Genomic DNA, 24074 nt, shown 5'->3' with positions numbered 1-24074 from the left:
ACGGGAGCGAGCCAGGCATTGGTGAAACACACGCTGGGGAGCAGTTTTCCAGTGATTGCCGGACTCAGGCCTTTGCCAACGAGTCCGGCTTGCTGCGCCAGCCCTCGTCGTAGCGGGAAATCAATTCCGCCGACAACTCAAGCCGTTGGAATCGCCACGTCTCACCTGCATAGACGACATCTGCGGTGTATCGACCTCCAATCCAGTACGCTTGCCCGCTACCAGCAGTCGCCGGCTCGAAAAGCATAAATTCGACGGCGCCGCTCTTGCAGTCATCGTTCAGCGTAATGATCGGAGACACCAAGAAGTGCAAGGTCCATCGAAAGCCTGCCTCCGAATTCGAGACCACGCCGTCGGCAATGGCCTCCGCCCCGGTCAGCACGCCATATTGATCGATCTGGAAAACTGCATCCTTCGCAAACACGCTCAGCAAGCCCTCGCGCGAAGGACCATCATCGAACGCGCGTGCCAGCCGGGCGATCAGTGCCTGAATCCCCGACTCGGCCTCAAGTCGCTCGATTCTCCTGGTGAGCTCCGGATTCATCTGCGATCCTCAGGATGCGTTGCCATGCGCGGCAACAAATCGTTCAGCTACGAAACTGTGAGGCACCTGCGCGCTGCCCTCATAAAGTTCGTGATGCGGTGAGGCTTCCGCAAAGGCACAGGCCAGCCAGTACAGATTCCGGTCCTCCTCTTGCACCGGTTTCACAGGGAGGGATTCCATGTATGACAGAATCGCGTCGAGGCGCGGCATGATCGTGTTGTAAAGAACCGCAAAATCCTCTTTACTTGCGTTCCAGCGCAGCGTGCTGCGTTGATATTCGGTCGGCTTCGCCCAAAAGGCCGCGGTTTCGGTCAGATCCGCAAAAGCTTCCGGAAGTTTGAACTCGGTCATCATGCCTCCACCTCGCTGAGATAACGGTTAAGCGTTTCGACACCATGTCGAATCAGGAACTCACGATCCATCAGATGCATTTCGTCGATGGCGCCCGACATGATGCCGAAGAACGTGTCTTCCATCGTGGCGGTATCCTCAAGCCATGCATTGCGATGCAGCGCGTTGACATGGCGCTGCGCGATGTCTTCAGCGGCGTTCTGCGCCGGCTTGAAGTAATTGATGCCTTCCCACAGCGTCTTGCCATGACCCAGCGGCCAAAACTGATGCGTGAAGTACGACAATCCGGGGTAGCCGCAACCCGAGGCGAGATGGATGATGAAATTGGGAAACACCGACGGCAGCTCGAACTGGAAATCGGAACGACCTGCCGGGTTGATGCCACTCGGCAACTGCTCAGGATGAGGCTTATGGGTCTCGGCGCCATGCAGCAGCGTGGCAAATTTCTGCGTCGAATCTGCCGTATCCATCCCGCCGCCATAGATGGCCGACGACGCATGGGGACCCAGAATCCGGTAATTGGTGTGCTCGATACCGGAAAAGCCAGGCAAGGAACCCGCGTGGATCGTGGGCACGTGATAGCCTTCACTGAAGGCATACAGGGCAACCTTCCAGTTGCAGTCGAGCACCGTCGAATAGCGATAGGCCGTGGTCGATTCCGCGTAGGGATAGCCAGCAAACAGCTCCCCGAAACCACCCAGGTATTCCTTCAGTGACTGTTCCGGTTTCCTGTCAAAGTTGATGAAAACGAAGCCTTCCCACACGTCGCACTGGATTTCCCGAAGGCTAAGACACTTGGTATCGATCTCCGCAAACTCCTCCTTCATGGGCACCGAGCGCAGATCGCCATTCGTACCGAACACCCATCCGTGGAATCGGCATGTCATGACGTTGGCGCGCGAGTGGCCAAACGTCTCGAACTCCGTGGTCGGAATGACTTTATTGCCGCGGTGAGTACAGACGTTATGGAACGCCCGGATTACGCCGTCTTTGCCACGCGCAATGATGACCGAGGCATCACAGACAGCCAGCTCCTTGACCTTCCAGTCGCCAGGATTGGCCACCTCCCAGGTCGTGGCCACTTTCAGCCAGGTCCGGCGGAAGATCTTTTCCTGCTCCTGCCTGTAGACCGCCGGATCCCGAATGATGTCGAGATTCACGGGTTTGGTCCCCAGCATTTGACGGATCTCTTCCGTCGAGTGGATCGGCAGCGTTCGCTTTGAAGATCCTTGCAGATCTTGCACGGTTTCCATTTTAGCGACTCCTCTGTATTTGCAAGTAAACTGACAGCTGAACTTCCTGAGCTCTGGCGTCAATAGTTATTGATCGACCTTCGATTGGAAGGCTGTCACCACAGTATCTGGTTCCATTTCTCCGCAACATCCGGAGCAATCGATATCGATCTACGAAGATCTACTTATTGAGCCGCCAAGCGATGTGACTCGATGGTTCGAGAGTCACACAGCTGTGCGTGGCTCGTGACCGTCTTTATTGAATTCCGTACTGCGCGCGGGCGATTTTCCCGAGGCCGATCTTGTCGAGGATCGACAGAGGGCACATGAACGTCACCCGTATCACGCCCGGCAAGCGGCTAATTTCGATAGACCCGGCGATCGTGGCGCGATTCAGGATTTCGTCATAGGGCAACCCGGTAACGTCCGCAGCACGCTGCAGGCCGTTCTTTGTGGCGTCGTTGAGGTTTTCCGCCGAGCCAATGAAGGTGATCGGCGCGTTCTCCTCAATGTCCTTTTGCCCGTATTTATCGGCGAGCCGGCGAAGATGCTGTCGCTGCTCCGCGCTAAATGGGCGAGCCATCGGTGGCAGATCATCGAGGCGCTGAAACAGGATCGGACCATCGAGCATCAGGCCCTTGATCACATCGACTCGAACCCGGGTAATGCCGGAGACGTCGGTGGCATGACCGGCAATTTCTCCGTTGCCCTGCTGCGCATGCATGTCGCCCATATAGACGCCCGCACCGGGGACCTTGACGGGGCAAACCAAAATGGCGCCGTCGCGGACCGAGTTGGTATCCATGTGCCCGTCGGTTTTCGCCGCCTGCAGCACTTCGGGCGTCAATCCAAAGGCGTGTGGCGCGCCCTTGAGGAAGGAGCCAAAATCACCTGCGTTGTGCGAATCCGGCATATCGACGGCTGGGGTCGTACCAATATTTCCCAGAAACGGACGCATATGCGCACCCAAACCATCGAAGTCGGCTCGCGCCAGCGCAAGAATCGAGTGCTGCTCCGAACTCGGCGGAATCAACGCGCTCTCATTCGGCGTACGCGCGAGTCTGTCCGCTATGCTTTTGTTCACGGTCAGAGAGACGCCATGCTCCTTGTCGAGAACGATCACGTAGCCGTTGCTGAAGCGAAATGCGCTCACCTCCGCGCCACACACGTCGCAATGAATGGCCTCGTCGCCGATGCCTTCGATATGACTGGCGGGAGCCTCGGTACCGCAACTCGAGCATTGCTTCGCGACAAACGGGTCGCCCAGATACCGCCCGTCCACGAACGTCATCACCCCCGATGACGTCGCCAGCGAGGTCGGTTCGCATCGCTCGATGTGGATTGCGACAGCATCTCCCACGTCAGCGCCTTCAATGAAAACGGGCTGCGAGACTTCATGACCGCCCTGGAAAATCGGGGTAATCATGGGCCCCCAACAGCCCGGCGGAGTACCGGCTATGATGGTGCCGCCATCGCGCAGAGGCCCGAGCATTTTTATCGAGGGACCGATCGTCCCTCTCGTATAGGTAGTAACATCAATCAGGTCTTGAGCTTCGGATGATTCTACAGTGCTATGCGGCGTAGCCATATACAGTCCACTCTCAATAGTTCGTTGAAGTGATGAAACTTCATCATAAATAGCCGCAATGCCATTGGATATAAGCCTGAACAACTACCCAATAAGAAGGGTCACTTACAGTGAAAACCCTTATTAATAAAATTAACCAGTGCGTTCCTCGATTAAAAGCTATATTTTTGCTGGGCCATCCGACTGCTATAATTCTGCATGTCGTTGCACTGCCGAACGGGCAGGCTAGATCTACTTGCTGTCTGCGGGATCCCCATGAATACTGCCACCACCCATTACAATTTACCTGAATCCCGAAAGATAGTTTACATCGTCGATGACGACGAATCGGTCCGAGTATCGCTTCGCTGGCTGTTAGAATCTGTCGGCCACACCGTTGAAGTCTATGCGAATGGTCGGGAATTTCTCTCCGCCGCCAAGCCGAACGTTCCGGGATGTCTGCTCCTGGATGTTCGCATGCCGCAGATGGGAGGATTCGAACTTCAGGAGAGCCTGCGCGCCACAGGGTTCAGATTGCCCATCATATTCCTCACGGCTCATGGTGATATTCCAATGACCGTGCGTGCGCTAAAAAGTGGCGCTTATGATTTTCTTGAGAAACCGTATAACGATCAACAATTGATTGATAAGGTTTCGGAAGCATTGAAAATCAGCTGCCAACTCCATCAGCAGGCCAAAAATCATTCTCAGACTTCGGAACTTCTGAAACAGCTTTCTGCAAGGGAACGAGAGGTTTTCGAACTTCTAATAAAGGGAAATTCGTCGAAATTGATTGCGATTGCGTTGGGTATCAGCCACAAGACTGTCGAAGTTCATCGAGCACATATTCGCGAAAAACTGCGCATGACATCTTTGGCCGAACTTGTTCGGCTTGGCATAGAAGAAGTCAATCAACGGCAAACCAAGGATTAAATACAACTGAGCGACATGATTATCCGGTCGCTCCGCTCCCATATCACCAAGGGCTTCTGCCCTTATATAGTCCGCCCTTTCGGCTAGTTAAAAGAAACTATCGAAATGAATCTGACCCAGTGGGACCTGATAGTGCCCGGTCAGCATTTCGACGGATGCCCGCATCATGAGTGACGGCCCTGCCATGTAGTATTCGTAATCGGCAAGATTTCCGGGTAACACGTCCTTCAACGCTTCGTGAACGAAGCCCGTCCGGCCATTCCAGCCGTCATCAGGAGAAGACACGGACGGATGATAGAAAATCGTCTGGTCAAAGCCGGGCAAGCTCTTTAGATATTCCTCTCCGCAAACGTCGCGCGTCTGTCGCGCGCCGTAGAAGAAATGCAAATTCGTCTCCGGCGTCATTCCGGATGCAACGATGCCCCGGGCTATCGAAAGCATGGGCGCCAGCCCCGAGCCACCGGCAATACATACAACATCCCGTTTGACCTCAGTCCGGAGATAGGCAAGCCCATAGGGGCCATCCAGCTCGACACGATCCCCAAGGTTCATACGATCAAAAAGCACACTGCTGCCGCTGCCGCCCATAACCCGGCGCACCTGGAAATGCCATTCGCCCGCGTTGTTTCCCAGATTCGCCATCGAATAAGCGCGCGGACCAATCACTCCGGGAAGATTGATCAACGCAAATTGCCCTGCAATGAACGAGGCTTCACTGCCAGACTGGAATCTGAATTCCCGGATATCGTGCGTGACACCGGTGGTCCCGGTCAGGATTGCCTCGATCTTTCTGGGCGGATGAACCAGGCGGCATGCGTCGTCGAGTCTGATTTTGATTCGGGAGTCTTCGACGGGGCGACACTGGCACGCCAACATCCGCCCCTTCGATCGATCCCGCTCAGACAGGCCAGGTGCGTCCTGCCACAGCACTTCTACCTTGCCCTCAAGGAGCTCGAATTTGCACGTCCCGCAGTTACCTACCGTGCATTCATGTGGCATCCCCAGACCACTACGCAGCCCAGCCGACAAGATCGTGTCACCGTCACCACATCGAAATGTCGTGCCGGCCTGTTCGATGGTGATATTGTTCATATCGCGTTACTCCCCGACCTCGACGGCTACTGTTCCATTGGTGACGATGACGTCATATGTCTTGAGAGGAATGCTGCACGGAGCAGATACAACCTTGCCGGAGCGGACGTCAAAAGCACCTTGATGGAAGGGGCATTCGACGATGCCGTCTTCGACCTCGCCCTCACATAGTGAGGCGTCACCATGCGTGCAGGTGTCGTCGGTGACATAAAATTCGCCGTCGACGTTAAAGACGGCCAATGGTGGAAGGCCTTCCCGCTCGACCCGTTTGGCGCAGCCATGCGCGACGTCGCCCGTCTCGCAAACGATTCTTATTACTCGATTAGCAGCATTCATTTCAAGCATCCCGTCATTTACGTCCGCGCCACGGCCGGCTCGGAATATTAATGAACAGGATAAACACCGCGAATAGTTTCCGAAATCGGCGCGTTTTCTTATCGGGTAGATGCTTTCACTTATGCCACGAGCCTTCCGCCACGTTCGCGTCGATGTCCGACAGGAGTTCGAACACCGCGTAATCGCCGTGATCGATCGCGACAATGAAGAAGCCCCGCCGGGCATTCACAGCAACGACCTTACCTTGTTCCATGAGGCACAAGGCAACTGGAATCCCGAAGTAATCAACGCGAAGCCGCGTTGTCGGTTGTGCAAACGCGTTGTGAAGTCGGCAGAAATTTGCAGCTTGATGGCGTAAATCCGGCACATCGAGCTTGCGCCGAGGCACGAGGTCGCGCTTATACCGAAGGGCAGGAGATTCAGCCCAAGACTCGGCAGCAGCTCCGCATACCGGGGTGACCATGGAGCCTGGCTGAACAGACTTACGCTGGGAATGACGCCAGCTTTTTTTCGAAACCGACGACTTCGCGAGGCCGGGTCTGCAAGCGGCCTTCTGGCATGGGTAAGCCAGATTTCCTCGTTTACCGTGCCGGGCAGTCTGGAAAGCTGGATTTGATGGATCTGGTGCAAATAGAGACGGGGAATCGGTTAGAGTCTTGTCCCCAGTTTCATCATCCGACAATGAGCAATCTGAAGCGACCAACGGCGCGGCGGGCATCATTCCGGCTGTCCTGCAGTCTACGGACGCCCAGCGAGGCGGCGCGCTCGCGGCCTCGCTGGGCGAGCGCGCGATGTTCGCCGAAACCGACCTCGCCGACGACGACGCGGTGCGCGCCTGTGTTCAGGCGGCGCACGGGCGCTTCGGGCGCATCGACATGCTGGTCGACGTCGCCTGTGCCTATATCGACGATGCGCTCGCGTCTACACGCGCGCATTGGCTCGCGGCGTTCGACGTCAACGTCGTCGGCGCATGCATGCTGCTTCCGGGGGCGCATCGGTTCATGCGCGAGGCGGGCGGCGGCGCAAGCCGGCCGCTGGCTCTATCCGGCTAGCAAGACCGCGATTGTGCAATTGACGCGCAGCCAGGCGCTCGATCTCGCCGCCGACAATATTCGCGTGAATGCTGTCTCGCCGGGCTGGACGTGGTCCGGCGTGCTCGATGCGATATCCGGCGGCGACAAGGCGCGCGCAATGCGGCGGGGAAGCCTTTTTCACATGCTCGGGCGGATTGGGGTACCCGAAGAGGTGGCCAACGCGGTGCTCTTCCTCGTCTCCAACAAGGCGTCGTTCATCACCGGCACCAATCTGGCCGTCGACGGCGGCTACTCGGCGATGTGGCCCGAGCAGGGACTTTCGCCGATCGCCGAACTGATGGCACCGCGCAGTAGGCGACGAATATGCCGGAAAACGCGCCGGTTACCTTCACAGTGACCAGCGCGTCGTTTTTCAACGGCAGGTTCGAAAGCGGTCGGCGTGTTAGCCGAGAACGTCACCCGACGTTCGGGCCGCGTGCGCGCTCGAAGCGGTATTTCAGCGCGATGATCGTGATGGCCAAGACCAATACGATCGCGTTGTTCATCACGAGCGGCAGCGCGGCGATGGCCAGTCCATAGCAGAGCCACAGACTGACGCCCGCGATGAAGCAGGCGTACATGCCATACGAAATATCGCGGGCGGAGGCTGAGCGCCAGATCTTGACGACCTGCGGTACGAAGGAGATCGTCGTCAGAAAGCCGGCCGTCAAGCCGATGGCGTCGGTCATGTTCATGGAGTGTTGTCCCGTACGTGACCCGTGGTCAGAAGAAGCGGTCGAAATGAACCTGCGAGGCCGGCACGGCATGACGGACGTGCAACATCTCCTGCATCGCGTGGATCATCGGCGGCGGGCCGGCCATGTAGAACTCGTAGCCGGTGAAGCCGGCGCCGAGCGTTTCCTCGACGTGGTGATGCACGAAGCCGGTATATCCGATCCATGCTTCGCGCGCCGCTTCTTCGACGGACGATACGGCGGGATGGAACACGATTCGGTCGCCGTAGCCCGCCAGCACGCGCAGCTGTGCTTCTCCGCATACGTCGCGCGGCGTGCGTGCACCGTAGAAGAAGTGCAGACGATGAGTCGCCAGCATGTCGAGATCAGCCATGCCGCGCGCGATCGAGAGCATTGGGGCGAGGCCCGATCCGCCCGCCACGCACACGACGTCGCGCACGGGTTCCTTGCGCAGATATGCCATGCCATATGGTCCGTCGAGTGTGACGCACGCGCCGGGCTCGAGCGTGTCGAACAGCACCGACGTACCGACGCCCTGTGCGACCCGGCGCACCTGGAAGTGCCACTCGCCTTCATCGTTCGCGAGGTTCGCCATCGAATAGGCGCGTGCGCCGGCAACCCCATCGAGATGAAGGAGAGCGAACTGTCCGGGCAGAAACGCGGCACGCGAAGCGGTGCGAAAGCGAAACTCGCGGATATCGTGTGTGATGTTCGCGGACGAAACGAAAACGGCCGGCTGTTTGCGCGGCGGATCGAGTGGACGGCACGCCTCGTCGAGCCTGATCTTGATGCGGCAGTCGCTCGTCGGGCGGCTCTGGCAGGCCAGCTTTCGCCCTTTGGCGCGGTCGCGCGCGGACAGGCCCGGCGCATCCTCCCACAAGCTCTCGACGGTGCCCTCCAGCAGTTCGAACTTGCAGGTCCCGCACGCGCCGACCGTGCATTCGTAAGGCAGCCCCAGCCCGGCGCGCAAGCCTGCGCCGAGCACGGTGTCGTGCCGTTCACAGTGGAAGCGGTGTGCCCCGCCTTCGAGCAGAATCTCTGACATGACCATAGTCTCCCTCAATCCTCGATGCGCACGCCGATCGCGTCGTTCTCGATAACGGCGGCATAGGTCTTCAGATCGATCGTGCGGGGCGCGCCAACCGCCTTGCCCGTGCGAATGTGGAATGCGCCCTGATGAAACGGACACTCGACCACATCGCCGTCGATTTCGCCGTCGCAGAGCGAGGCCTCGCCGTGCGTGCAGGTGTCGTCGGTGACATGGAAGCGGCCGTCAAGATTGAAGACCGCGAGGGGCGGACGGCCAGCCAGCTCGATGCGCTTCGCGCATCCCGGCGGCACGTCGGAAGTTTTGCAGAGAATGTGAATCGTATGCTCGGCTACCGTCATGATGACGCTCCTGATTGTCGAACTCCGCGGACCGGCGCGTGGTGGCGTCGATCGACGGAATGCGTGTTGTCGTGGCGTCAGGTTAGTGGCCGCTTCGCCGAGGGTAAATCGGATGGATTGCTTAGCGGCTACAGGTTTTTGCTTATCGCGGCGGGGCGTCGGCGAGTGTGCGCGGCAGCATCACGTGAAATCGCGTGCGGGGCGGCACGTCCGAGCTCGCGACCCACAGGCGTCCGCCGTGAGTTTCGACGATCGAGTGGCAAAGCGACAGGCCGATGCCGAGCCCGGCGTGCTTGGTCGAAAAGAGCGACGCGAAGATGCGCTCGGGGCTCACGCGCGGCAAGCCCGGCCCGGTGTCGGACACCGTGATCTGCACGTCGCCGTCGGGCCGCTTCGACGCGGATATCCGCAGCTCGCGCTGATCGGAAGACGAACCCGACATCGCCTCGATGCCGTTGATCGCGAGATTGATGACGACCTGCTGGATGAGCACATCGTCGCATTCGATTTCGCAGGGCGTGTCGTCCATTTCATAGTGGACCGTCACGTCGTCCTGCCGCGCGCGTAGCGCGATCAGGTCCGAGATGTCGTGGATCAGCTTCCTGACGTCGACCGTCTGGCGTCGATAGGTACGGTTGCACGTGAACTCCCGCACCTTGTTGATGATCCTTCCCGCACGCTCGGCCTCGTTTTGCGTGAGTTCCAGCACGCGCATCAGGTCTTCGGCTGAATAGTTGCCCGACCCGATGCGCCGCCGGCAGCCGGCGACGAAGTTCACGATCGCGAAGAGTGGTTGATTCAGTTCGTGCGCGAGCGCGGTGGCCATCTCTCCGGTGGTCGAAATGCGCGCGATGCGGCTCAGTTCGAGCGCGCGCGCACGCGCGGTTTCCTCGGCCTTGACGCGCTCCGTGACGTCGCGGAAGTTCACGAGGATGCCGTTGACGGCACGGTCGTCGAGCAGGTTGCGGCAGCGTGCCTCGTGAATGCGCCATCCGCCGTTGCGATGCTGGATCCGATAGGCAAGGTTGACGCTTGCGCCCGGCGCGAGCGAATGGATGGCCTCGCGCACCGATTCGACGTTGTCGGGCGCGATGAACGCGTAGACCGACCGCCCGGTCAGCACGCGCGCCGAAACGCCCAGCAGCGCGTAGATCGACGGGCCCACGAAGCGGATCATGCCTGCGGCCGAAAGGATCGCGATGCCGTCCGACGAACTCTCGATCAGCCTGCGGTAGTAGCGCTCTCGCTCCTTGAGCTGCGCGACGGCCTGCTTGCGCTCTGTGATGTCGCGCGCCACCGCGATCACGCGGTCGATGCCGTTGAGCGTGATGCGCTTGAGGCTGACCTCGACGGGCGTTTCCTGGTCATTCGCGTGCCGGATGACCCATTCGAAGATCACGGAGTCGCCGGAGTCGCGGGCTTCGCGCACGCGCCGCAAGCCGCCCTCCGTGTCGTACGGAAAGTGATTGCGCGTCAATTCGCCGATCGACATGCCGCGCAGTTCCTCGATCGGGTGACCGTACATCTCGCAGGCCTTGCGATTGGCTTCGAGAATCTCGCCGGTATCCATATCGTGGATCACCATGATGTGTTCGCGTAGACGAAGACGTCGCGGTAGTTAGTCTCGTTCTGGTGAATGGCTGTGCTCATGGCGCTGCGATCAGGCTTGACATGGTCGTGAGCATAGCACCGGCGCAGCGCGTCCCGCCCGGCGTTAAGTGTTATCCCGTAGCGGGCTAATCAACCGACCGGATAACGGCGCGCGGGCGATTTCCCTACGCTTGAGTCCACCTACCAACCTGAAGTCGGACCGCGATTATCCGGTTCGTGCCCCACTCAAGCGAGGACACTTTCATGACGCATCCGTTGCCGACGTCGCCCCAGGACGTCGTCGAGGTCGGCGCCTATACCCGAGGCGTGATCGGCCCGACACTCGCGATGCTCGGGCCGCTCAGGAACGGCGGACGCATCGTCACCGGCACGTCGCCCGGCTGCTGGGGCCCGATGATCACGCCGGTCTTTCGCGGCGGCCACGAGGTCACGCAGCCAGTTGCAGTCGAGGGCGCCGAAGTTGGCGATGCGGTCACGCTCAAGATCCTGCGCTGTGACGTGACCTCGCTTGCGACTTCGTCGGGCGTGATGGAGTTCGTCGAAGGCCGCTATGTCGGCGATCCGTTCGTGGCCAAGCGTTGCTCCGCGTGCGGCACGGAGAGTCCGCCGAGCCACGTCGAAGGGACCGGCGACGAAGCGATCCACTGCAGCGTCTGCGGCGCGGAGGTCAACGCGTTTCGCTTCAGCCACGGCTATGTGATCGTGCTCGATCACGAGAACCGTGTCTCGCTCACCGTCGACAAGGACGCCGCCCAGCGCATCGCCGGCATGCCTGCCAAGATGGCGCGCCTGCCCGAACTGTCCGAGCAGCATTCGATCCTGTCGCTCGCGCGCGCCGACCTGAGCGGCCTCGCGGCCCACATGCAGCCGTTCCTCGGCAACATCGGCACCCTGCCTTCGGTCGACATGCCCGACTCGCATAACGCGGGCGACTTCGGCGCGTTCCTCGTCGATGCGCCGCATGCGTTCGGTCTCTCGAAGGCGACGCTCGACGCGAGCAAGACCGACGGCCACATGGACACCAACAGCGTGCGGGACGGCGCCATCGTCATCTGTCCCGTCAAGGTGCCGGGCGCGGGCGTTTATATGGGCGACATGCATGCGCAGCAAGGCAACGGCGAAATCGCGGGTCACGCCACCGACGTGGCTGGCGAAGTCGAGTTGCAGGTGGAGGTGATCAAGGGGCTGTCGCTCGACGGCCCGATCCTGCTGCAACGCCCCGACGATCTGCCGCCGATGGCGCGTCCGATGAACGCGACGCAACGCGCGCACGTGCGGCGGCTCGCGCAGCGTTATGGACAGGGCGAGATCGAGGAGAACGCGCCGATCACTTTCATCGGCTCGGGAACGACGCTGAACGACGCGACGAAAAACGGCCTGCAACGCGCGGCGGACGTAACGGGTCTTGCCTATGACGAGATCCTCAACCGCGCGACGATCGCCGGCTCGATCGAGATCAGCCGTCTGCCCGGCGTCGTGCGCGTGACGTTTCTGTGTCCGATGGCGATCCTCGAAGGGCTCGGCATCGCGCATCTCGCGCGCGCGCAGTACGGGCTCGACGGCGAGGCGCATGAACCTGACGCCACGCGTTGAGCCGGCGCCGTGGCCCACGAATTCAGCGGTGAACTTATACAGACAGAGGAGCAATGATGGATGCAGCGCGCAACAATCTGAGATGGGCGAGCAAGTACCCGGACCTCGGCACCGAGCCGATTCCCGTGGAACCCTGCGTGTCGCCCGAATTCTTCGAGCGCGAAAAAGCGCGCGTCTTCTCGAATACGTGGCTGAAGGTTGGCCGTGTTGAAGAGATTCCCAAAGTCGGCGATTACAAGGTCAAGAAGATCCACTTCGCGAAGACCTCGGTGATCCTGATGCACGGCAAGGACGGGCGCATTCGCGGCTTTCACAACACCTGCTCGCATCGCGGCAACAAAGTCATTGTCGAGCACGGCGACGAAACGTTCGGCCGCAACAAGGCCGCCGTGGTCACGTGCCGCTTTCACGGCTGGGTCTACGACGGTCAAGGCAAGCTCGTCCAGGTGCCGGAGGAAGAGCGCTTTCCGCCGTGCTTCGAGAAGTCGTCGGGTGGCCTGTCTCCCGTTCATACCGACGTCTGGGAAGGCTTCATCTTCATTAATCTGGCTGCCCAGCCGGACCGCTCGCTCGATGAGTACATGGGCGGCCTCGGGCGTCACCTTACGGGCTTCCCGTTCCAGGAGATGAGCCGCTGCTTCAGCTACAACACCCTGCTGGACTGCAACTGGAAGATCGCGCTTGATGCTTTCTCCGAGGCGTATCACGTCTCGACCATTCATGCGGGCTCGTTCCCCAACGTGTTTTCGAGCGGGCTCACCGACGTCGCGTTGTTCGGCGAACATCGCACGACGGGCATCTGCCTCACGCTCAACGCCACGCCGACGCCGGTGGCCGGCGTCGCCAACGGCATCTCGGGCGCGTCGCTCGTGGCGCAGCGCGGCTCGTCGATGCTGCCGCCCGGCGTGAACCCGGAGCGTCGGGGCGACTTCTCGTTCGAGTTGAGCGCCGTCTTCCCGAACATCCTGATCCATATTTCGGAAGGCATTTGGTTCACGCACCAGTTCTGGCCGATCGCCCACAACAAGACGCTCTGGGAAGGCAAGTACTACGTGAAGCCGCCGAAGACGAACAGCGAGCGATGGGCCGTCGAGTTCGCACAGGTGCTCCAGCGCAACGCGTGGCTCGAAGATACGGCGACGATGGAGGACACGCACGCCGCGCTCGAATCGGGCGCCAAGAGCGTCATGTATCTGCAGGACGAGGAGATTCTCCTTCGACACGGCTACAAGGTGCTCGAGCAATACATGGAACAATGAAGGAGACGAACGCAATGGAACAATCACTTCCCCAGGAATTCGACATGCTCGAGCCGCTCGTCACGGCCTGGGCGCTGCCCACACAGAATGAGCGGCAGCGCCGCCGCATCGCCTCGACGCGCGGCGAGTTGCGCTACCTCTACGACAACATGCTGCCGCGCCTGCCCGCGATCCTCGCGTATCTCGACAAGTTCCCGCTGGGCGACGTGCCGCCCGATGCGGCGCGGCTGATGTCGCTCGCGCTGTCGCTTGCCGAGGTCGCGCCGCATATCGAGCTGTACGGTGGCGATCCCAAGGTGCCGCACAGCTTTGACGAAGCGCGCTTCGTGGCCGAGCACGGCGAACTGCAATCCGGAGCGCACCGATAGCGCGACGTAGCGGCGGCGTCCCACGCGGGCGCCGCACGCCCCATTACAAGGAGACACGCCGATGGCCGCATCGACCCTTGCACGGCGCATTGCCCGGCTCGAAGCGATAGAGGAGGTCAACCAGTTGATCGGCCGTTATGCGCAGGGTGCCGACCGCCAGAACGATCCCGCGCTCATGGCGCCGCTCTTCAGTCGCGACGCCATCTGGGAGGCGAGGGGCTTCGGGCGCTACGAGGGACGCGACGAGGTGGCGCGGGAGCTTGCGCGTATTGGCGAGGAGCAGATCGTCTGGAGCCTGCATTACATGACTGCGCCGGTGGTGGAGATCGACGCGGACCTGTTGCAAGGGCGCGCCCGATGGCACCTATGGGAGCTCGCGCAGGTTCGCGAGCCGCACGATGGCGCCGCGCCCCCCGCCGCGCACTGGATGGGCGGCGAATATGACACGCGCGTGGTGCTGGAGGAGGGGCGGTGGTACTTCGCTAGCGTCTTGCTCGACATGCGGCTGATTCATCGTCACGACGCGGCCTGGTTTCCGCGCGGGAGAACAGGGCGCACAGCGTGACGTGACACCATCGATTCATTCGGGCCGCTGCATTGCAGCGGTTTTTTTCGCCCGATTTTTGGCCTGTACGACGCATCGCTCATGGGTTTCATCAGACTGCTAAGTAATTCCATCTAGCCGGATACATGCGCGGCCGAATTTCTTCGCGATTTTTGCGTACATAACGTTGAGGCGGTTGGATCCCTCGCCAGATTCCGGCACGGACCTGAATGGGCATCGATCGCAACATCGACAATACAGGAGACTTAGAGTGAAGCAAACGAAGTGGATATTGATGGCGGCATTGGGCTCGCCGCTCGTCGCGGCGGCGCAGAGCAACGTCACGTTGTATGGGTTGATGGATGCAGGCGTGACGTTCATCACCAATCAGGCAGGCGGGCACAACACCGTGCTCGCCACCGGCATCCATGTTCCCAATCTGTTCGGTCTGCAGGGTTCGGAGGATCTCGGCGGCGGGCTCAAGGCGATCTTCAAGCTCGAAGGCCAGTTCGGGCTCGAAAACGGCGCGTCCATTGGCGGCGGCACGTTCGGGCGGCAAACTTATGTCGGCCTTTCGAGCCCGTGGGGCACGCTCACATTCGGCAATCAGTACGAGTTCATGTTCGAGTCGCTTTCGGGCAATCGCCTCGGTCAATCGCTCGGCTACGTCAGTCTGTACAACCTGCAACAAGGTCCGTTCCAGGGAATCGGCACGCCGGCGGCCGGTCTCGACTTCAACCGCATCGCAGGTGCGTTTCGAACGCCCAATTCGGCGAAGTACGTCAGTCCCGACTATCACGGCCTGAGCGGCGGCGTGATGTACGGTTTCGGTGGCGTGGCCGGATCGTTCGGCACGAATAGCACGCTCAGCGCGGGCCTCAACTACACGACCGGCCCACTGAGCCTGAACGCCGCGTACACGGACGCCAAGGACCCGTCGATCAATAACGGCCACGACGGCATTCGCAACTGGGGCTTCGGCGGGCGCTACACGTTCGGCAAGTTCCAGCTCGACGCGCTCTATACCAATACGCATAACACCTTCAACGGCGCGCACATCGACGTGTATCAGGTCGGCGCCGACTACAGCTTCAACGCGGCGACGACGCTGCACGGCGATTACCAGTATATGAAGGGCAACGAGCAGTTGGGCAACAACAAGGCTCATCAGTTCGGCTTGACGCTCGATTACTGGCTCTCGAAGCGTACCGGCGTCTATACGAGCGTGGTCTACCAGCGCGCGAGCGGCAACGACAACGCCCAGGCATGGATTGCCGGCTTGCCGGGTGCTGCGTCCGGATCCAACCAGGCCGCCGTGCGCGTCGGCATGCGCCATCTCTTCTGAGTCAACAGGAGCACATCATGCATAGCGAAACCCATATCTCGGCGCGCACCGACGACCACGCGCTCGAAGCCGTTCCTGAAAGCGAGCGCCAAAGCTGGCTCCAGTTGTCATGGAGCACGGCGGGCATCGTGACCACGCTGATCCAGTTGTTCGTGGGCGCGCTCATCACCTTCGTCGCCGGCATTCGCATCGGCCTGCTCGCGGGCGTGTTCGTCGCGATCGTCGGCGCGTTGCTCGGCTGGGGCGCCGGTCACATCGCGTTTCGCACCGGCCTCGCAAGCACCGTGCTCTCGCGCCGTCACGGACTGGGCACGCGGGGTTCGGCGTTGCTTGCGCTCGTGTTCGGCTTCATGATCACCGGCTTCATCGCGCTCGAAAACGCCCTGCTTTACAAGGGCTTTTTGTTCTACCTTGGCGAGCCCGATACGCTGGGCATGCGCGTCGCCGTCTACGGCGGCTTGTCGGTCGCGTGGATTCTGCTCACGGCGTTCGGCTTCAAGCTGGTCGCGCGCGTCTCTTCGCTCGCGTTGATCGCGTTCCTCGCGGTGCTCGTCTACATGATGTTCGACGTGATCGCCACGTCTGGGCAAAGCTGGGGTGCCGTCATGCAGTTTGGCGCGCAGTTGCCGGCGGACTCGCTCCATGCGCTTGGCGCTGACACAAACGGCGGCAAGTTCATCTTCTGCGTGAACGTGCTGATCGGATCGGCGGGCGCACTGGCGCTGATCGACGCGGATCTCGGCCGATATGCGAAGTCATCGCGCGATATTGCCATTGCGGCCGTCATCGGCAACGTCTTCATGGACATCGTCATGGTCGCGGTGGGCGGCATCGTCATGTACGCGGGGATGGACCAGCTCGTCGCGCATTACATGAAGGTGGGCGGCATGACCGAGGCCGCGGCGCGCACGTTGGCGATGCAAAGCCCGGACAGCGTCGCCGTGGCGTTCATCGTGTTCGGCGGGGTGCTCGGCACGCTGCTGATGGTGTTCGCGCAATCGAAGGCACAGGTGCTCAACACGTATAGCGCCTCGCTCTCGCTGACCAACCTCGCCGACGTGCTGTTCGGCTGGCGGCCCGGCCGCTTCACGTTCGTCGTGCTCGCGAACGTGCTGGCCTGCCTGATGCTCGTCGGCTCCATCCTGAGCTGGTTCAATTCCTTCATCACGGTGCTCGGCGTGCTGACCACCTGCTTCGCGGGCATCATCATCGCCGATTATTTCTTCGTCAAGCCGAAGCTGGGTGCGGCCGCGCCAGAAGACGAGGAAATCAACTGGGCGGGTGTCGCGACCGTGGTGGTGGGATTCGCGCTGGCGCACTACGTACTGAACCAGATCGTGCCAATCGAGTTCTTCACCTCGCTGGTGACGTCGTTCGTCGTCTATCCGGTGCTGCGGCTGGGCATGCTGCGGCGCGTGAAGCCCGCGCAGATCTGATTGGTCTTCCAGTGCGCGCTCTCGCGGTCCGCCGCGTTCTCGTCGAGGACGCCGGGCCGCGAGACGTTTTCAGTCCGCGTCGCGCCCGGATTCGCGCAAGCCGAGGCGCACGAGCTCGGCGAGGGACGTCGCGCCGAGCTTCTCGCGGATGTGGGCGCGATGCACTTCGACAGTCTTGTAGCTGATGTTCAGCTCGGCGGCGATGACCTTCGACGCCTTGCCTACGATTAGCAGATTGAACACTTCGCGCTCGCGCGCGGACAGTTGCTTGAGCAGGTCCTGTGTCGTCTTGTTCGCCTGGGCGCGATGGTGTTCGCGCAGTCCGACCTTGAGCGCGTCCGCGACCTTGTCGATCAGGTCCTGGTCGTTGTACGGCTTTTCGAGGAAGTCGTAAGCGCCGCTCTTCATCGCCCGCACCGTCATGGGAATATCGCCATGCGCGCTCAGGAAGATGATCGGCAGCCGGAAGCCCGCCGCGCGCAGGCTGTCCTGCAACTCGAATCCGCCCATCAGCGGCATGCGGATGTCGAGCAGCAGACAGCCGGGCTTGCGCGGGTCGGCGCCCGCGAGAAATTCGCGCCCGTTCGAGAATGTTTCCACCTTGTACCCGACCGATTCGAACAGCCAGCGCAAGGAAACGCGCACCGCCTCGTCGTCGTCCACGATATAGACCGTAGGCTCGCACTGGGGCGAGACGGGGCTCGATAAGTGTCTCTCCATGGAATTTCCTTTTCCTGCACGATCCGTCTGTGGGGCAGACGGATTTGAACTACGCCTCGATGACCGGCTTTGCGCGGCGCGGCAAAGCCGCCCATGAAATTGTAGCGGTTCAATAAACGTGCAAACAGGCGGGAAGATCCTCACCAAGCAAGCCGATGGCGGCGCGAGCGCCGCCTGCTTCACGTGGATTACTTGCTCGCGCCGGAGTGCTCGGCGGCTTTCTTTTGCGCATTCTGCGCGTTCTGCGGATAGTTTGAGAAGTCACCGCCCGGCGTGTAGCCCGCATCCTCGAGCCGTTTGATTTCCGCTGAATTTTTCGCGCGCGCCGCCTTGCGGGCAGCTTTTCGCTGGGCTTTCGCTTCCTCGCGCGCCTTGCGCTTCGATACGTTGGCGGCGCTCGCGGCGTCCTGCGCGACGACGGCATTGCTCGCGGACGGCTGAGCGAAAGCGGAAGGCATGCATGCGCTTACGAGCGCGGCCGCGACGGTTGACTGCACGAACTTGCTGAATCGGATTCTCATTGTTGTGACTCTCGGGGTTGGTTGGACAAGGCGAGGCGGGATGCCGCTGAGTCAGGTTAATGATGGTCTTGGGGCCGGGGAATTGGGTAGACTGCTTAGCGAGTACAGGTTTTTGCTTACTGCCTCAATCGTGCGTGGTACGAGCTCGCAACCCGATTGCCGCGTAAATTCTCAGCGCTGCTGATCAGTTGCACCGGAATCCGGGCGAGCAGTGCGGTTCAGTCGATTGAAGGTGCGGTCCGCCGGGGCCATGCAAGACGCCCTGGATCACGGATACACTTCTCAAAGCAATTGACTGACAAGGTCGATGTTTTTCGAATTGTCGCTGATGCGGTGACTGAAGATGATCGGCGAGGTTGCACGCTCGCTGTCGATCAGTCGGCAATGAACTGTGGGAGTCTGATTGGCATCGAGTAAGCGACTCGGAGAACCCGTCGCGCTACGCATTCGTGAACATGCTGGTTTCCTAGATACGGATGTATTCGATGTACTGACTTGCCATTCGGCCGCTCCCGGCATAGTGCCTCAGTTCGACGACAAAGACCCGTTCAACTGCTACCTTCGTGAAATCGCAATGCAGCGGTGGTTGATATATAGTGACTTCAAGAAAGTTTCGCGGAAGAAAGCCGCACGTGTGAGCTTCTCTCAGCTGTTAGCTTGTGTCGCTGTGCTCTTCGTCATCGTGTTCGTCTCACGACCTTTTACCGCGGATTTTCCATTGAGCTGGTCTTCTATTTCTGCTGCTGTAACTGCCATTTGTAAATGATGTGACGCTAAGAACGGAAGGCAACAGTGGTTACGGGTAAAGGTGGTGGGGGGCGGTTTCTTCTGTCTCCCGCTGACGCCGGTCGTCGGGTGTATGCAGGTAGGGGTTCGTGCTCGTCAGCGACGCGTGGTGCAGGTCGTCGCGCACCGTACGCAGATCGGTGCCGCCGTCGCCACGTGCGATCCCGCGGTGTGGCGTCGGCAGTGGGCGGAGGCCGTGTCGAGCAGATCGGCCTGTTCCGCGAAGCCGTCGCCGCGCAGCCGGAGCCGGCCGGCCGCGCCTGCAAAGATGCCCTTGACGATCGTGTGCAGCGCGGCGCGCGTCAGCGGCTTCATGGATTTGCCCAAGGGGGGCACGAGCGGCGTATCCTCATGCCGCGAGGGCAGGGCGGGCAGGCCGCGCCCGCGCCGCTCTGACATTGCTGCCATGTCCGACGTCCTCCCTGACGAAACCCGCATTGCCGCCGAAATCGACCGGCTGAAGGTCGAATTCCCGAAAACCCGGGAGCTGTACCGCGAGGTCTGCGCGCTGCTGTTCTTCCGCCATGGCATCACGCCGACCGCAAACCGGATCCACCAGCTTGTGAAGCGCGGCAGCATGGGCACGCCGACCGCGGTGCTCGGTGAGTTCTGGACGGAACTGCGCGAGAAGAGCCGGGTACGCATCGAGCACCCGGACCTGCCCGCCGATCTCTGTGCGGCCGCCGGCGAACTGGTCGCGACCCTCTGGACGCGCGCCACCGCGTCGGCCGGAACGGCGCTCGACGCGCTGCGCACCGAGGTCGAGGCGCAGCGGTCCGAATTGCAGCAGTCAGTGATCGCCGCCCGCGACGAACTGGGTCGTGTCGAGACTGCACTCGAACAGCGCACCGCCGCGCTGCTGGTCGCGCAGGTCGAGGTCCGGGAGCTGGACAGGGCGCAGGCCGAAGGTCACGCGCAGCGATAGGCGCTCGAGGGAGAACTGGCGCGGATTAGCGCGGCGCTCACTGCGCGCGATCGCGAGCTCCAGGAGGTGACGGAAGGGTTTTCGCGGGACCTGGCGAAGCAGCGGGAGGCGGCTGAGCGCGCGGAGGAGCGGCTCCGGGCGTCGGAGAAGCGTGCGCTGCTCGAGATCGACCGCGAGCGCGGCGCCGCCGCGAAGCTGCAGAAGGAACTGGACGAGACGGCCAAGCGGGCCGACCGGCGGGAGGCTGAGCATCGCCGTGCGGTCGAGGCGATGCAGACCCAGCTCGGCGACGCGCGCCATCAGACGGGCGTGCTGCAGGGGCGGCTCGATGCCGCGCAGGGGACGAATGAGACGCTGCAGGAGGAGCTGGCGGCACGACGCGAGGCGGACAGCATTGCCCCTGCAGCCCGCGCGAAGACCGCGCCTGCCCGCCAGTCCGCGGCCCGTCCGGCACGAACACCGGGCCCTGCACGCAAGGTCCCGCCAGCTTCCGTGCCATCCGGCAAGACCGCCGCGCGCCCGAAGAAGCGGGGGTAGGCGCGATGGAACAAAAACCTTGCGTGCGGAAAATGCGGTCCGGGCGGGCCGGGCTAGCCGGGCGCAAGGCGCCCACCTGCCCGCCGATCGGCGCGCTGATGTGCTATGGCGAGCGGATCGTGCGTGTGATCGCCGAAGCGCGCGGCCAGCGGGTGATCATCGAGTCGGTCAACGATGATGGCCGCGCCTTCCGCAGCACGGTGAAATGGATTAGCCTGAATGCTCTTCACGATCACCGTCTACGCCTAAAATCGTCGTACGCCGGATGTCTTGCGTCAGTCAGCAGCGGATAGGTCAACGCCGAACGACTCATCTGATCAGAGAACTCAGGGGCGGACGGACGCCAGTGTGCGGTTAAACCGGCGTGATTGAATACGCACAAGCCCCTTGTCAGGGAGCCCCGTTATAACCCTAAGCGATCGCTCAGCCTTCAATTACAGACCTTCCGTATTGAGTCCGTCAGGATGTACGCCATCTATGATTGATCGTCCCTCAGCGAAACCGGCCTGTTCCGCAGCTTCTGCAGTCAGCAAATCGGCGATCGAATGGGCAAAGCTCACCCGCCGCGACGACGCGTAACGAACGTCGGCCCCGGGGCGCGCGACGTTGCCGGTCTAACCGAATGGGATATTCGGCGGGTGAGGCGAGTACTCAGGAACGGCGAGGACACGAATAGTAAGCCGTTGTACTCGCCAAACTGCTCTTGTCCCTCAGCCATGTCGGTCTCCAATGTTATCTGCATGCAAGCGCCGTGCGCGGCTCACTCCCAGTTTTCATCGCATCATTCTGTAGCCCATGCCTTCGCGCATGAGATTGCATCGGCCTCGTCGACAAAGGAATCGATGTCGCCAGAATCGTGCGTTTCGACACGATCTTCGTCGTTCCTAGGCCCACGAGTGATTCTGGCCCTCGCGACGTAGTGCCCATCGCTGGCGCGACGTGCCCGGCAATCGATGTGAAACGCCTTATATTCGAACTGCATCGATGTCTCCCAAACGGTGGTCCATTAGAAGATTAGTCGTTGCGTGCAAGAACGTGGAGGTGCGCCGCGACAGATGTCCGCAACTTTGTTCCAATAGTCTCAGACCGGGCGACGGAAGAAGACCCTGCCTTAAACGACTTGCGGATCGACCGGATCGCAGGCGAACCGCGAATCGCAATTGCGACGGGTTAGGATCCCAGCCACCGTCGGCATCCTGGAGAAATCCTTGCATGCCCGGCGACATGAAGAAGCTGCGCGCATCGGCGCAATCAGGACGCCCGGTCGTCGAGTAATGCCAAAGTGTGAGGACTCCCTAAACAGAATCATTCGCTGCCTTCATGTGAGCGGCACGCGGGCAGCCAGCTTTGGATTAAGAATGAAACCACCTTACGTCTTTTTCACGTAGGCGCTGCACCATCCCTTTGCATTGACCAGCTTGCCGCCATAGATCGGGCACGGACCATTGGCGCTGCCGGGCTTACCCTGGTAGAGCTGACAATTTGCACAAACCTGACCAGTCTGGTACTTTGGATATTTGGTCTTGTCTACCTGAGACGCATCCATTTTATAACCGAGCGCCTGAGCGGTCGGATCACTCTCGGAGAGCACGAGGGCATCCGCCCATGACTCGTTTGAGAGCAGAGCGGTCGAAGCGAGCGACGCGGCAATAATCATGAAATGACGGCGGGAGGCTTGCATCTGGGGACTCCTTTTCGTGAGTTGAGTCGGCTGCGGTGCAACGCGTCAGCCGGACATTCCGCGACCTGTCGCGCGGACACTTGTTTTATGTAATTCTTCGTCGAATGCATTTTTGCCAGAATGCTGCTGCTCGATAAAGTGTTGGGGCCATCTGTATGCCGAAAGTTCACGCTCCGAGCGTCACGCGCCATCCTCAGGTCACTTCTTCATCTTTGCTTGCCGGGGGTTGCGGCCGGCCAAACGAGCAGAGACCTCCACTAGTTGAGGCGGGATCGTAGCCGTCCAGCCGATCGAGACGTTCCTTGAACGCATCGCAGCGTAATGCCGCGAGAGTTGTCGCCAGCGGAGCTGGCGTCGAGTTTCGCGCGTTCGCAGGCAGACTAGTAGCCCTCGTCGACGACTACTGCATTGAGAATCCAACCCGAAGCCCGGGAATCACCTCGTTAGCGATCGTCATATTCGGTAATGCCATCCATTGAAGTCGAATGGATCAGAGGCTAAGTTAGTTATAGCGCAAGCACGTAGTAGATGCAGAATATGAAATTCAATCGCATATTCAGATCCGCAGAAGGCTTCACGAATCCCAGTCGGACGTCAACGTGACGAGCGGACACGCCGGCATGGACGTTACGGATCGCGAACGATGCGGGAGCACAGCACCGAGACTCCCGTGGTTGTCGGCATGCCGTCGTCACGGAGGGGCAACAGGTACGCAGCAGGAAGCGTTGGGGGACGTTGCTGCCGTCGCTTACCCATTTCGTGTGGATTTTGCACATCGAGTGCACTGAACCGTTGCCCGCACTGCGTAGAGAGATTGATCTCGTTGAGCGTCAACCGACCACCAGATTCACAATGAGAAGCAGCAAGGCAATAAATGCGCCCAATGCGGCGATTGCAGCAATAACAACGACCACAGGATTCAGTTGCGTTGCGTCCGCTTCAAGATTTTTTCGTTTGTTGACACCGAGAAATGCCCAGAAGACCGCGCGGAACGCACGCAAAACCTGGGCTTTGGCACTTTCAGTCATCCCTTGACCCTCCCTCAGAAATCACAAAATGAGCTAGCGAGATCGTCGCCATTCTTCTTGCTCGGCCTCTTCGGCGGACGCATCCACAAGCGTTTGGCCGTGGATCACCATGCACTCGGCGCACGGTGCTTGCATCAAAATACGGCGATGTCCATGTCGCTGAAGGCACTGATCATGTTCTCAATAACGTGAGCTTGCGCAAGATGCTCCGGCCGGCAATTGTGATTTCCCCAGGCATCACAAACCCCCGCGCTGTTGCAAGCTTGATCATCATGTTCAGGCTCGCGCTGCCACTTTCATTTTCGCCGGCGGACTGAGCCGATAGCGTCGCAACACGGCGCGGAACTGCCTCGGGCACCTGCGTTCTCACAACGCTCGTCGTTACCAATTGCTCTGGATGGGACATCGGGGTTAGCGCAAGAGTTGGATCGCGAAGGCTGAGCGAGCGTCGAGGGGCACGAACGAACTGAATCGGTCCAGTCACAGAAGTCTCGTGACGATCCGCAGC

The 24074-nt window shown here is 60.6% G+C and carries 25 protein-coding genes and 2 pseudogenes; 11 read left to right on the top strand and 16 right to left on the bottom strand.

All coding sequences use genetic code 11. The features are described from left to right. Positions 1-64 precede the first annotated feature (64 nt). From HF916_RS03575 to HF916_RS03560, 4 genes are all read right to left on the bottom strand, one after another. Positions 65-544, bottom strand: coding sequence for a nuclear transport factor 2 family protein (locus HF916_RS03575; RefSeq protein WP_168787837.1), 480 nt, complete (start codon positions 542-544; stop codon positions 65-67). A 9-nt stretch (positions 545-553) separates the two neighbouring features. Beyond that, the gene (locus HF916_RS03570) at positions 554-895 is read right to left on the bottom strand and encodes a hypothetical protein (protein WP_168787836.1); all 342 of its coding nucleotides are present in this window, start codon (positions 893-895) and stop codon (positions 554-556) included. Next, positions 895-2148 (bottom strand): aromatic ring-hydroxylating oxygenase subunit alpha, encoded by a 1254-nt coding sequence (locus tag HF916_RS03565; protein ID WP_168787835.1) that lies wholly within the window; start codon positions 2146-2148, stop codon positions 895-897. Before HF916_RS03565 ends, HF916_RS03570 begins: the two co-directional genes overlap by 1 nt. Before the next feature lie 235 nt (positions 2149-2383). Continuing rightward, entirely contained in the window at positions 2384-3553 is a 1170-nt protein-coding gene (locus HF916_RS03560; RefSeq protein WP_240975337.1) for an acetamidase/formamidase family protein, read from the bottom strand. A gap of 417 nt (positions 3554-3970) precedes the next feature. On the opposite strand from HF916_RS03560, the gene HF916_RS03555 reads away from it, so the two are divergent. Further along, positions 3971-4627, top strand: a complete 657-nt coding sequence (locus HF916_RS03555) for a response regulator transcription factor (RefSeq protein WP_168787833.1) — start codon at positions 3971-3973, stop codon at positions 4625-4627. An 87-nt stretch (positions 4628-4714) separates the two neighbouring features. On the opposite strand, the gene HF916_RS03550 is transcribed toward HF916_RS03555, so the two are convergent. From HF916_RS03550 to HF916_RS03540, 3 genes are all read right to left on the bottom strand, one after another. Continuing rightward, positions 4715-5719, bottom strand: coding sequence for a 2Fe-2S iron-sulfur cluster-binding protein (locus HF916_RS03550; protein WP_168787832.1), 1005 nt, complete (start codon positions 5717-5719; stop codon positions 4715-4717). Between the two features lie 6 nt (positions 5720-5725). After that, on the bottom strand, positions 5726-6055 hold the full coding sequence (locus tag HF916_RS03545; protein WP_168787831.1) for a non-heme iron oxygenase ferredoxin subunit: 330 nt from the start codon (positions 6053-6055) through the stop codon (positions 5726-5728). Between the two features lie 115 nt (positions 6056-6170). Next, on the bottom strand, positions 6171-6518 hold the full coding sequence (locus HF916_RS03540; RefSeq protein WP_168787319.1) for a hypothetical protein: 348 nt from the start codon (positions 6516-6518) through the stop codon (positions 6171-6173). 193 nt (positions 6519-6711) lie between these two features. Between HF916_RS03540 and HF916_RS51400 the strand changes: the two genes are divergently transcribed. Beyond that, the gene (locus HF916_RS51400; RefSeq protein WP_277352270.1) at positions 6712-7107 is read left to right on the top strand and encodes an SDR family oxidoreductase; all 396 of its coding nucleotides are present in this window, start codon (positions 6712-6714) and stop codon (positions 7105-7107) included. Positions 7108-7126: 19 nt separating this feature from the next. Beyond that, entirely contained in the window at positions 7127-7486 is a 360-nt protein-coding gene (locus HF916_RS51395; protein WP_277352269.1) for an SDR family oxidoreductase, read from the top strand. A 58-nt stretch (positions 7487-7544) separates the two neighbouring features. Here HF916_RS51395 and HF916_RS03530 read toward each other — a convergent pair whose 3' ends face one another. The 4 genes from HF916_RS03530 to HF916_RS03515 all read right to left on the bottom strand — a co-directional run bounded on the left by HF916_RS03530 (position 7545) and on the right by HF916_RS03515 (position 10797). Continuing rightward, complete coding sequence (locus HF916_RS03530; RefSeq protein ID WP_240975336.1) at positions 7545-7817, bottom strand: SemiSWEET transporter; 273 nt, start codon at positions 7815-7817, stop codon at positions 7545-7547. Positions 7818-7851: 34 nt separating this feature from the next. Continuing rightward, positions 7852-8868, bottom strand: a complete 1017-nt coding sequence (locus tag HF916_RS03525) for a 2Fe-2S iron-sulfur cluster-binding protein (protein ID WP_240975335.1) — start codon at positions 8866-8868, stop codon at positions 7852-7854. A gap of 14 nt (positions 8869-8882) precedes the next feature. Beyond that, entirely contained in the window at positions 8883-9212 is a 330-nt protein-coding gene (locus HF916_RS03520) for a non-heme iron oxygenase ferredoxin subunit (RefSeq protein WP_168787827.1), read from the bottom strand. Positions 9213-9354: 142 nt separating this feature from the next. Continuing rightward, positions 9355-10797: a PAS domain S-box protein gene (locus HF916_RS03515; protein ID WP_168787826.1), complete on the bottom strand. Its 1443-nt coding sequence runs from the start codon at positions 10795-10797 to the stop codon at positions 9355-9357. Positions 10798-11066: 269 nt separating this feature from the next. Here HF916_RS03515 and HF916_RS03510 point away from each other — a divergent pair, with 269 nt between their 5' ends. From HF916_RS03510 to HF916_RS03485, 6 genes are all read left to right on the top strand, one after another. After that, the gene (locus HF916_RS03510; protein WP_168787825.1) at positions 11067-12416 is read left to right on the top strand and encodes an acetamidase/formamidase family protein; all 1350 of its coding nucleotides are present in this window, start codon (positions 11067-11069) and stop codon (positions 12414-12416) included. A gap of 56 nt (positions 12417-12472) precedes the next feature. Further along, positions 12473-13675 carry an aromatic ring-hydroxylating oxygenase subunit alpha gene (locus HF916_RS03505; RefSeq protein WP_206001774.1) on the top strand — a complete coding sequence of 401 codons (1203 nt, stop codon included), beginning with the start codon at positions 12473-12475 and terminating at the stop codon, positions 13673-13675. Positions 13676-13689: 14 nt separating this feature from the next. Next, positions 13690-14043 carry a hypothetical protein gene (locus HF916_RS03500; protein WP_168787823.1) on the top strand — a complete coding sequence of 118 codons (354 nt, stop codon included), beginning with the start codon at positions 13690-13692 and terminating at the stop codon, positions 14041-14043. Between the two features lie 61 nt (positions 14044-14104). Then, the gene (locus tag HF916_RS03495; RefSeq protein WP_168787822.1) at positions 14105-14608 is read left to right on the top strand and encodes a nuclear transport factor 2 family protein; all 504 of its coding nucleotides are present in this window, start codon (positions 14105-14107) and stop codon (positions 14606-14608) included. A 274-nt stretch (positions 14609-14882) separates the two neighbouring features. Then, positions 14883-15932: a porin gene (locus HF916_RS03490; RefSeq protein ID WP_168788982.1), complete on the top strand. Its 1050-nt coding sequence runs from the start codon at positions 14883-14885 to the stop codon at positions 15930-15932. 17 nt (positions 15933-15949) lie between these two features. Next, complete coding sequence (locus tag HF916_RS03485; protein ID WP_168787821.1) at positions 15950-17368, top strand: purine-cytosine permease family protein; 1419 nt, start codon at positions 15950-15952, stop codon at positions 17366-17368. A gap of 69 nt (positions 17369-17437) precedes the next feature. Here the strand turns inward: HF916_RS03485 and HF916_RS03480 are convergent, their stop codons facing one another. From HF916_RS03480 to HF916_RS03470, 3 genes and pseudogenes are all read right to left on the bottom strand, one after another. Then, entirely contained in the window at positions 17438-18088 is a 651-nt protein-coding gene (locus HF916_RS03480; RefSeq protein ID WP_168787820.1) for a response regulator transcription factor, read from the bottom strand. Positions 18089-18276: 188 nt separating this feature from the next. Next, on the bottom strand, positions 18277-18609 hold the full coding sequence (locus HF916_RS03475; RefSeq protein ID WP_168787819.1) for a DUF4148 domain-containing protein: 333 nt from the start codon (positions 18607-18609) through the stop codon (positions 18277-18279). A gap of 796 nt (positions 18610-19405) precedes the next feature. Then, a pseudogene (locus HF916_RS03470) lies at positions 19406-19785 on the bottom strand (tyrosine-type recombinase/integrase); the annotation flags it as partial. 16 nt (positions 19786-19801) lie between these two features. On the opposite strand from HF916_RS03470, the pseudogene HF916_RS03465 reads away from it, so the two are divergent. Further along, a pseudogene (locus tag HF916_RS03465) lies at positions 19802-20857 on the top strand (DNA-binding protein). A 5-nt stretch (positions 20858-20862) separates the two neighbouring features. Next, the gene (locus tag HF916_RS03460; protein WP_240975332.1) at positions 20863-21150 is read left to right on the top strand and encodes a hypothetical protein; all 288 of its coding nucleotides are present in this window, start codon (positions 20863-20865) and stop codon (positions 21148-21150) included. Positions 21151-22226: 1076 nt separating this feature from the next. On the opposite strand, the gene HF916_RS03450 is transcribed toward HF916_RS03460, so the two are convergent. Together HF916_RS03450 and HF916_RS03445 are read right to left on the bottom strand one after the other, a co-directional pair. Beyond that, positions 22227-22538: a high-potential iron-sulfur protein gene (locus HF916_RS03450; RefSeq protein WP_168787817.1), complete on the bottom strand. Its 312-nt coding sequence runs from the start codon at positions 22536-22538 to the stop codon at positions 22227-22229. A gap of 830 nt (positions 22539-23368) precedes the next feature. Continuing rightward, positions 23369-23566, bottom strand: a complete 198-nt coding sequence (locus HF916_RS03445) for a DUF2970 domain-containing protein (RefSeq protein ID WP_168787816.1) — start codon at positions 23564-23566, stop codon at positions 23369-23371. Positions 23567-24074: the final 508 nt, after the last annotated feature.

Origin of the sequence: Paraburkholderia aromaticivorans, assembly GCF_012689525.1 — a bacterium.
GTDB lineage: Bacteria > Pseudomonadota > Gammaproteobacteria > Burkholderiales > Burkholderiaceae > Paraburkholderia > Paraburkholderia aromaticivorans_A.
Note: the sequence above shows the minus strand (reverse complement) of the source record. Positions and strands in the feature narration are given on the sequence as shown.